Source organism: Hyphococcus flavus, from assembly GCF_028748065.1.
GTDB classification, from domain to species: domain Bacteria; phylum Pseudomonadota; class Alphaproteobacteria; order Caulobacterales; family Parvularculaceae; genus Hyphococcus; species Hyphococcus flavus.
In genome coordinates this window covers 63,390-72,500 of sequence record NZ_CP118166.1, presented here as the reverse complement: position 1 = coordinate 72,500, position 9,111 = coordinate 63,390, and the positions used below count along the sequence as shown (strand labels likewise).

6 protein-coding genes and 2 rRNA genes (1 of these 8 cut by a window edge) are annotated in these 9,111 nt (G+C 50.8%); 5 read left to right on the top strand and 3 right to left on the bottom strand.

What is annotated here, in order from left to right; translation table 11 throughout:
- The 4 genes from PUV54_RS00395 to PUV54_RS00380 form a co-directional block, all read left to right on the top strand.
- Positions 1-2,395 (top strand): 23S ribosomal RNA (locus PUV54_RS00395) (it extends 401 nt beyond the left edge of the window).
- Positions 2,396-2,521: 126 nt separating this feature from the next.
- Positions 2,522-2,636: ribosomal RNA gene (rrf, locus tag PUV54_RS00390) — 5S ribosomal RNA — on the top strand.
- A gap of 341 nt (positions 2,637-2,977) precedes the next feature.
- Complete coding sequence (locus tag PUV54_RS00385) at positions 2,978-4,369, top strand: hypothetical protein (RefSeq protein WP_274493535.1); 1,392 nt, start codon at positions 2,978-2,980, stop codon at positions 4,367-4,369.
- Between the two features lie 10 nt (positions 4,370-4,379).
- Positions 4,380-4,661, top strand: a complete 282-nt coding sequence (locus PUV54_RS00380; RefSeq protein ID WP_274493534.1) for a hypothetical protein — start codon at positions 4,380-4,382, stop codon at positions 4,659-4,661.
- A 132-nt stretch (positions 4,662-4,793) separates the two neighbouring features.
- On the opposite strand, the gene PUV54_RS00375 is transcribed toward PUV54_RS00380, so the two are convergent.
- Together PUV54_RS00375 and PUV54_RS00370 are read right to left on the bottom strand one after the other, a co-directional pair.
- On the bottom strand, positions 4,794-5,954 hold the full coding sequence (locus tag PUV54_RS00375; RefSeq protein WP_274493533.1) for an acyltransferase family protein: 1,161 nt from the start codon (positions 5,952-5,954) through the stop codon (positions 4,794-4,796).
- Entirely contained in the window at positions 5,951-6,922 is a 972-nt protein-coding gene (locus PUV54_RS00370; protein WP_274493532.1) for a sterol desaturase family protein, read from the bottom strand. Before PUV54_RS00370 ends, PUV54_RS00375 begins: the two co-directional genes overlap by 4 nt.
- Before the next feature lie 278 nt (positions 6,923-7,200).
- On the opposite strand from PUV54_RS00370, the gene PUV54_RS00365 reads away from it, so the two are divergent.
- Positions 7,201-7,914, top strand: coding sequence for a class I SAM-dependent methyltransferase (locus PUV54_RS00365; protein ID WP_274493531.1), 714 nt, complete (start codon positions 7,201-7,203; stop codon positions 7,912-7,914).
- Between the two features lie 9 nt (positions 7,915-7,923).
- On the opposite strand, the gene PUV54_RS00360 is transcribed toward PUV54_RS00365, so the two are convergent.
- Entirely contained in the window at positions 7,924-9,012 is a 1,089-nt protein-coding gene (locus PUV54_RS00360) for an alanine racemase (protein WP_274493530.1), read from the bottom strand.
- Positions 9,013-9,111: the final 99 nt, after the last annotated feature.

The following is a 9,111-nucleotide window of genomic DNA, read 5'->3' as shown; positions in this document are numbered from 1 at the left end:
TTAAGTAGGGCGGGACACGTGAAATCCTGTTCGAAGATGGGGGGAACACCCTCCAAGCCTAAGTACTCGTATCTGACCGATAGTGAACTAGTACCGTGAGGGAAAGGTGAAAAGCACCCCGACAAGGGGAGTGAAACAGACCTGAAACTGAACGCTTACAAGCAGTCGGAGGCCGCAAGGCTGACGGCGTACCTTTTGTATAATGGGTCAGCGACTTAGTCTTACTAGCAAGCTTAAGCCGATAGGCGTAGGCGCAGCGAAAGCGAGTCTGAATAGGGCGATTTAGTTAGTGGGATTAGACCCGAAACCCGGTGATCTAGATATGAGCAGGATGAAGGTAAGGTAACACTTACTGGAGGTCCGAACCCGTACTTGTTGAAAAAAGTTGGGATGACTTGTGTCTAGGGGTGAAAGGCCAATCAAACCGGGAGATAGCTGGTTCTCCGCGAAATCTATTTAGGTAGAGCGTCGAGTGAATACCTTCGGGGGTAGAGCACTGGATGGGCTATGGGGGCTTACCGCCTTACTGATCCTAACCAAACTCCGAATACCGAAGAGTACTGCTCGGCAGACACACTGCGGGTGCTAAGGTCCGTAGTGGAAAGGGAAACAGCCCTGACCGACAGCTAAGGTCCCTAAGTCATAGTTAAGTGGGAAAGGATGTAGGAATCCCAAAACAACCAGGAGGTTGGCTTAGAAGCAGCCATCCTTTAAAGAAAGCGTAACAGCTCACTGGTCTAAATAAGGGTTCCCGCGCCGAAAATGTAACGGGGCTTAAACTATGCACCGAAGCTTCGGATGCACACTTTTAGTGTGCGTGGTAGCGGAGCGTTCTCTATGCTGATGAAGCGGTACCCGCGAGGGGCCGTGGAGGTATGAGAAGTGAGAATGCTGACACGAGTAGCGATAAAGAGTGTGAGAGACACTCTCGCCGAAAGTCCAAGGGTTCCTGCGCAATGCTAATCAGCGCAGGGTTAGCCGGCCCCTAAGGCGAGGCCGAAAGGCGTAGCCGATGGGAACACTGTCAATATTCAGTGGCCAGAGGATGTGTGACGGATTGAGTAAGTTGTTCAACCTTATTGGATTGGTTGGGCCGCGAATCAGTCCCTGGAAATAGCCTCCTCATAAGACCGTACCCGAAACCGACACAGGTGGACTGGTAGAGCATACCAAGGCGCTTGAGAGAACTGCATTGAAGGAACTCTGCAAATTACTCCCGTAAGTTCGCAAGAAGGGAGCCCGCTTTGGAGGCAACTCTGGGGCGGGGGCACAAACCAGGTGGTATCGACTGTTTACTAAAAACACAGGGCTCTGCGAAGTCGTAAGACGACGTATAGGGTCTGACGCCTGCCCGGTGCCGGAAGGTTAAAAGGAGGGGTGCAAGCTCCGAATTGAAGCCCCGGTAAACGGCGGCCGTAACTATAACGGTCCTAAGGTAGCGAAATTCCTTGTCGGGTAAGTTCCGACCTGCACGAATGGCGTAACGAATTCCACACTGTCTCCAATGCAGACTCAGCGAAACTGAATTCTCCGTGAAGATGCGGAGTACCCGCGGTTAGACGGAAAGACCCCGTGCACCTTTACTACAGCTTTACAGTGGCATTAGCGTCACCATGTGTAGCATAGGCGGGAGGCTTTGAAGCGGTTGCGCCAGCAGTCGTGGAGCCACAGGTGAAATACCGCCCTTGTTGTCACTGATGTCTAACCGCGGTCCGTGAAACCGGATCCGGGACCCTGTATGGCGGGTAGTTTGACTGGGGCGGTCGCCTCCTAAATTGTAACGGAGGCGCGCGATAGGTGGGCTCAGACCGGTCGGAAATCGGTCGTCGAGTGCAATGGCATAAGCCCGCTAGACTGCGAGACTGACAAGTCGAGCAGAGACGAAAGTCGGCCATAGTGATCCGGTGGTTCTTCGTGTGAGGGCCATCGCTCAACGGATAAAAGGTACGCCGGGGATAACAGGCTGATGATGCCCAAGAGTCCATATCGACGGCATTGTTTGGCACCTCGATGTCGGCTCATCGCATCCTGGGGCTGGAGCAGGTCCCAAGGGTTCGGCTGTTCGCCGATTAAAGCGGTACGTGAGCTGGGTTTAGAACGTCGTGAGACAGTTCGGTCCCTATCTGCCGTGGGTGTAGGAATATTGAGAGGAGCTGTCCTTAGTACGAGAGGACCGGGATGGACACACCTCTGGTGGACCAGTCGTCATGCCAATGGCGCAGCTGGGTAGCTATGTGTTGAACGGATAACCGCTGAAGGCATCTAAGCGGGAAGCCGGCCTCAAAACAAATATTCCCTTGAGAACCGTGGAAGACCACCACGTTGATAGGCCGGGTGTGGAAGCACAGCAATGTGTGAAGCTTACCGGTACTAATTGTTCGATTGGCTTGATTGTCCTCATGCAGTCATTCTTGGATGGCTGTCATGAATTACTCATGCGCGGCGAACGGTTCGTTTACGAACGAATTGATCGCAGCACCCAAAACTGACATCTCTCGCATTTTGAAATCGTTTTCGCCGGCCCGGTGGTTATGGCGGGGAGCCTCCACCCGATCCCATTCCGAACTCGGTCGTTAAAGTCCCCAGCGCTGATGGTACTACGTCTTAAGGCGTGGGAGAGTAAGTCGCCGCCGGGCCTGCCAAAATGATTTCGAACCCTTCTTCGCCCCACCATACTAAATAATTATGTGACTTCATCACGGTGGCTTTCCGCATGTGACAACGCGTGTTGGATAAGGCAGTGTTACTTTGTAATGTAGTCGCCGCGTTTATGTATTTCCGTTGCATCTTCAGTTCTGCTCCATGAGCGTCGTTGTCTATTCAGCCACACCTATCTTATTGAAGTAGTTTTGTTTTATTTAAATTTCCCTTTGATTTGCTGTGGATGTGACGAGTTCACTATCGCCCGTATAAGGGGAAATGTTGCTTTTATTGAAGTATAGGTAGATGATGCGTTATCTATACTATGGGGCGGGTCATGAAAATTAGAAATTTACTGCTTGGAATTTTGATCGCGCTGTTGGTCAGCGGATGCGCTAATATAAATTCTATATACCGATCGCACTCAGTTCGGGGCGGCGAGGTAGCACTCGTTGACGCAAAACAACGCGGCATTATCGCTAATCGTGTTCGACAATATACGCCGTTAGAAGTGAAACATACCCGTAATGCGGATGGTAGCGTTACGACCGAATACGGCGAATACAAAAGAGGTACGCTTGCCCGGTATTGTTCTGAACCCAGTCCCGATGTTTTTTCGGTGCTAAGTTCCTCTCTTGCAGCGGTTGCAAGTTATTCTCAAAACGCACAAGAACGCAGCGCGGCGATGAATTTGGCGGTGCAGATTTCTGAATCCGGCGCAACAATACAACGCACACAAACGATTCAAACCTTGCGCGAAATGATGTTTAGAACATGTGAAAGGTTTTTGAATGGCGCCATTGATGAAGCGGATTTGGAGATTCAGGCCGCCCGCGACCATCGCGCCGTTGTTTCGATTCTAGCGATAGAACAACTAACAAATCCTATCCGGCCCGAACAGGTTCGTTTAGACGCGTCTTCTTCCGCGAACGCTGGTGCAGACTTATCAGCCATACGAGCTGAGCTTCAATCTGCCCGTGCGCTTGAACGCGAACAAGTCGCGGCATTACAGACCGCACAAACAGATCTGGAACAGGCGCAAGAAGTATTGCAGGCAGCGCAAAACCCTCAACCTCAGCCAATGCCTGAACCACAACCGCAGCCTGCTCCCGAACCTCAGCCACAGCCCGGCCCTCAACCCCAGCCTGACCCTGCACAGCCTGAAAGAGAAACAGATCCAGCGGCGGCAGCTCCCGCTGAGCCAGCACAGAGCGCTAATACCCCGTCCGTTGCAGAAGAAGAAAAACCCAACACTGTAGAATTAGAAGCGGCTGTAGAAAGAGAACAGGCAAATGTGCAATTGGCGCAAAGCAACCTAAATGATACGCGGCAGTTGATTGAAAGACTTACTGAGTTTTTAAACAACCCCGGTGATATCGGCGTCGCAGGGCGCACTGGAGGCGCATTTGCCGGTTTGAATCATCCGCCGAGGTCAGTTAGTACAAAAGTCGCAGACACAGTCGCAAGAATTGTCGAGCAAAATATGAATTTCGACGAGGCGACACAAAAATGCTTGATCTTTCTTGACGATCCGAAGGTGAACGGTGATGTCAGAAAGTTCTGTATACAGCACATTAACAACAAGACATTGCAACAATTTAACGCAATGCTTCAAACGGCCTCTAATTCGTCTAACCCAGATCGGGCTTATGAAGTGTTAGAAAGCGCTTTAACAAACAATGAGCGGGAGATTTTTGATATTTTGCAAATTCCCGATGATGGCAACTAAGAGATATGTTATGGCTAAGCGAAAAATAAAAAACTATAGCGTCGGCTATTCCAGCAAAGAGGATCCCCCGGTCTTTATAATTCTTAATGTTTCTGGACCAAAGGAAGAGATTCGGATGCGCGCATCTTCAGCTTCCGGAGCGATGATATTAGGCCTCTTAGAGACGGGTAGGGCGTTTTTTGATGATGCTCCTAATAGCAGAACAATATTTGTCGCAGGCAAACCAGCAGCAAAGGAAAAAAGTGATGAATCTGAGACGGATGTGTTTGACCGTCTTAATGAAGAAGGATAACAATCTGAGCGATTTCGCTGTTGCAAGTGGCGACAGATAGGACTTACGCTGTAAGAACTTAATTGTTTTATCTGTTCCTGACACGGTCGTTACATGCGTCAGTAGATTTGTATGTTTTGGCTTACCCGAGAACTACTTCTTAGAAAATAGATAAGTATGCTGCTGCGGCGGTGCAGCAGATTTATATTCACCGTGCTTTCGCACGGTTTTTCCAAAATGATCGAATTTTCTTAGCCATGCATGAAGGCGCAGCTCTGTCGCCTCTGCAAGCATAAAGGAGATTGCCAGGGCCCCACCAAGAATAAGGATTTGATGAAATTGCGAATTCCTTGCCAGTGGTGACAGCGCTGTCAAGCAGCTAATGAGTGGATAGTGAAAAAGATATAGCGAGAAAGATCGTTGCGCCGGCCATCTAATGAGTACCTTTGTTTTCTCTGAGAAAGCAGGCAGCCATGACGGAAGAGCAAGGACGCCGCGCAAGTGAATGAATATCAGCGCAGTTAACACGTAATTCCACAGGAACTCATTCGAAAACCCATAGAGTATGCCGGGTTCGCTAAGCCCGGTTATCAGTGCAGTGACTGCATAAAGCGCTGTAGGTGCGTCGGTATATTGCAGGGCGGCGTATGCGAACACCGGACAAAGCGTGTATGCCAAGCCCAGAGAGGCAGATATGGTTGGCGCCGTCGTTTTGATAAACTTATTGTAAAATACGACGCCGGCGATCCAGCACGGCGCCAGCAGTAGAATGCGAGGGCCGACAAAAATTGCGCCAGCTATAATAAGCGCCCATTTTTTCGCGCCTGAAACAAAGAAAAAAACCGCAAATAGCGCATAATACCAGGCCTCATAGGCGAGCGACCAGTAAGGGCCGTTGGTGCCGAGCCGGCTTCCCGAAAACCATATTTCGTTTGTGAATGTTATGGCGCGGACGAATTCTATGATGCTCGACCCATCGCGGTCCCATGGCGGTTGATAAAGGTTGGGGTCGGCGGCGCGCCCGATCGAGTCCAGAACGAACGTCAGGAAGATGGCTGGAAGTGCGACGGAATATAACCTTGCCGCCCTCGCTCTGGTGAAATCAGATAAATTGTCGGACCGTTCTGCTGCATAGGCGATCAGCAGACCAGACATCACGAAAAAAACGATGACGGCGTCGCTGCCGAAATTATAGTCTCGGAACCAAGTGTATGCGCCGCCGGTAAATCGGGAATAAGCGAAGTGGGAAAAGAAAACGACGAACGCTGCAACGGCGCGTAACGCATCGAGATATAGCGAGAAACCGCGTGTCATTGGATTGCAGCCGTCTTGGGCTTACGCGCGGGCTTTACAGCTGCAGCAGCTTCAACGAGCGGTACTAAATAGGCGTCTTTCAGCGTTGAATGCGGTTGAGGCAATCGTTTTCCAGTCGCATCGGCTACGCCAAATTCCAACTTTTCGAAGTTTTCAGGTACGTAAAGCGTGCCGAAAATCCAATCCCAAAAAGCGAAGATTTCACCATAGTTCTTGTCGTGATGTTGAACCGCACAACTGTGATGAATCTGGTGCTGTGCGGGGCTGATAAAAATTCGGTTTAATATGGGGCCGTACGAAACCCAAATATGCGAATGGCGAAGGTTGGCGCCGGTCCAGAAAAAGACCGCATATGCGGCATTAACTCCCAATATTAGAAAAATGTCCGTGACGCCTGCGGCAACGAAAATTATTCCCTGTACGGGTCCAACCAGAAAGGCGTTCGCGGTTGCGCGGATTAAATCGTATACTGGATGCTTGCGTGTGAAAGTCAGTGGCGTCAGTGTTTCAGCGCTGTGATGTAATTTGTGGAACGGCCAAAGCACGTCACTTTCGTGATGCAGGCGATGGATAAGATACGTCGTGAAATCACTTGCCATCGTAACGGCAAGTGTAACCAAGCAAAGCATCGCAAGACTGACCCGGGCCGCATCGCTTTCCAGCGACGGAGGTTCCCCTGAAAGCATCGAGACGGTGGCGATGGCGGTCAGCACCGTTGCCGAACGGGAAAGAACCGCAAGGCCTGGGGTAAAAATTCGATTCGCGATCGTTACTTTTAAGTCCACCAGTGACGACCTGTTAAAGTAAACCGACGGGTCAAAGATCTCTGCGAGAAAATTCGGTTTTTCTGCGGAATCTGTCTTCCATCGTCTGTAGAAGGTCGCTGCTACCCCAATCAGGATTGCTACCAGAACATAGGGGAGGAAAAACCGTGAGCCCACGCCAAAAAGGGCGCCGAGATTACTCATCACGGCGTCAACGCCAGGCTGCAGCCGCGTTGCTGCCCATGCTCCCATGCTTTCCATGGCCGCATTTTACGTTCCGGCTCATGAACAGAAGGTGAAAGCGTTAGTAAATACAGCGCTTTGTAAACAGTTCGGGGGCTGCGAAAATGGGCGAGTTTTGATACGGGCGATTTGGGTCTGGCCCGGCGCACCGGATGGAGCTAAACGGTAATGCGGGCTAGGGTGGCCCGAATAGATTAAGGCATGGCGCATAGCGCGCGTGCAGACAAAATTGAGGGCGTATGCGGGGCGCAACGCTAATTAAGGTGGTAGCTGCGGCGTTTGTCGCAATTGCTTCCGGTTGTACAGATAACAAGCAGGGTGAGGTCAGAGGCGATGGTCCAGCGACCGCTGTCCCTGCTGATGACGAGATCAATCTAGACCTATGGTTGGAAAGATTGGAAGTCGGTAGCCGCGAGCTATACTCCGCAAGAGAAGAAGTCGTTGAAGCGCTGTCATTGGAAGAGGGCGGTGTCGTCGCCGATATCGGGGCGGGCACCGGTCTTTACAGCCTGCTATTTGCTGAGGCGGTTGGGCCTACGGGGAGAGTCTTCGCTGAAGATATTGAGCCGCTTTTTCTGGACCTCATAAATAGGCGGGCGGAAGATGCAGGATTTCATAATATTACAGCGGTCTTTGGGCGCGAAGATGACGTAACGCTTCCCAACGACGCAATCGATGTGGTGTTTATTGCGGATACCTATCACTATTTTGAAAACCGCGAAGATGTGATGAAATCGGTTTACCGATCACTCAAACCCGGTGGGTCATTGGTTATTGTCGATTATGATCTGGAGCCTGGTGCGGAACGCCCTTCAGACAAGTCTCATATCCGTTTCGGAAAAGCCGGTGTGATTTCCGAAATTGAATTTATCGGTTTTGAATTTGCGGAAGAGCCGGAAGTTGAAGGCCTGAATGACAATTACCTTGTTCGTTTTGTAAAGCCTGCTGAGTAAATCAGATTATCACCACCCGTTAAATCGCGGCCATGTCGCTACGATTTCATCTGACCCTGTTTTCACTACGTAATATTGTAGGTGTTGCGCGGCGGTGGCGCAGGCATGGTTAGGCAAGATGCGCAAGCGCTCTCCAATGCCAATGGAGCGAAACTCACCCGCGCTTCCTTCCCGCACAGTCATAATCCCATGCTCCTGATTGGCGCCTGAAATGATAGCGCCGTTGACAGGAGTACAATTGATATCGCAGGCAAGGCCGTAGCCATAGCTATCACCGTGCGAGGCAATTCCCTGATCTCTTGAAAGGGCCATCCAACCGGCGTCAGTTATAACCCATCTCTTATCGTCCCGGCGTCCGATAACGCTCGTCAATACTGACAACGCAATTTCGTCCAGAGAACAAACATTGAGCGAGGCCATGACGAGATCAAAAAAGACGAAAACGCCCGCTCGAATTTCCGTAATGCCTTCAACCGAACCGGGCGCTAATGCGGTTGGCGTGGACCCGATACTGACTGTTGGTGCGGCATAACCTGCTTCACGCAATATTGCAGCGCATGCGAGCGTTCGCGCGCGTTCTTCATTCGCAGTACGTTCAATTTCAGCAGATGACGTTGCAAGATAAGATCCGCCGGCATGGGTCATCACGCCGCGTAGTTCGGCGCCCGCATTGGTAAGACAATCTGCAATTGCCAACAGGCTTTTGCCGTCCCTATGGGGCACGCCGGCACGGCATCCATCACAATCGATTTCAATAAGAAACGGTACGCCGGTGAGCGCTTGTGAAAAATGATCTTGCATATGATGAACAGCTTCCGCGCTGTCCACTATCACGCACAGGTCTACGCCAGACGATCTTATTTTTTGAACTCTTGGCAGCTTGTCTGGCGACAGAGCAACAGCGTAAAGAATATCTTTGAACCCTGCTTCAGCAAAATGCTCCGCTTCAAGCAAGGTGGAAACTGTAATTGCTCCAGGACCATCCGGGAAAATACGCCTTGCAATATCAATGGACTTGGCGGTTTTCAGGTGAGGACGAAATGATACGCCCTCGATACCAGAAAAGCGTTTCCGCATTCGGGCTATATTCCGCATCATCCTATCTTCATCAAGGATAAGGGCAGGAGTTTCAATGTCATGCAAAGTCGGCATTCGGGCATACTCGGGTTAACGTTTCTACGCGACGTATATACACGA

Excerpts from the sequence above, each read along its gene's own strand:
- PUV54_RS00385 (WP_274493535.1), top strand. The coding sequence starts at position 2,978 with ATGAAAATTAGAAATTTACTGCTTGGAATTTTGATCGCGCTGTTGGTC.
- PUV54_RS00380 (WP_274493534.1), top strand. The coding sequence starts at position 4,380 with ATGGCTAAGCGAAAAATAAAAAACTATAGCGTCGGCTATTCCAGCAAA.
- PUV54_RS00375 (WP_274493533.1), bottom strand. The coding sequence starts at position 5,954 with ATGACACGCGGTTTCTCGCTATATCTCGATGCGTTACGCGCCGTTGCA.
- PUV54_RS00370 (WP_274493532.1), bottom strand. The coding sequence starts at position 6,922 with ATGAGTAATCTCGGCGCCCTTTTTGGCGTGGGCTCACGGTTTTTCCTC.
- PUV54_RS00365 (WP_274493531.1), top strand. The coding sequence starts at position 7,201 with ATGCGGGGCGCAACGCTAATTAAGGTGGTAGCTGCGGCGTTTGTCGCA.
- PUV54_RS00360 (WP_274493530.1), bottom strand. The coding sequence starts at position 9,012 with ATGATGCGGAATATAGCCCGAATGCGGAAACGCTTTTCTGGTATCGAG.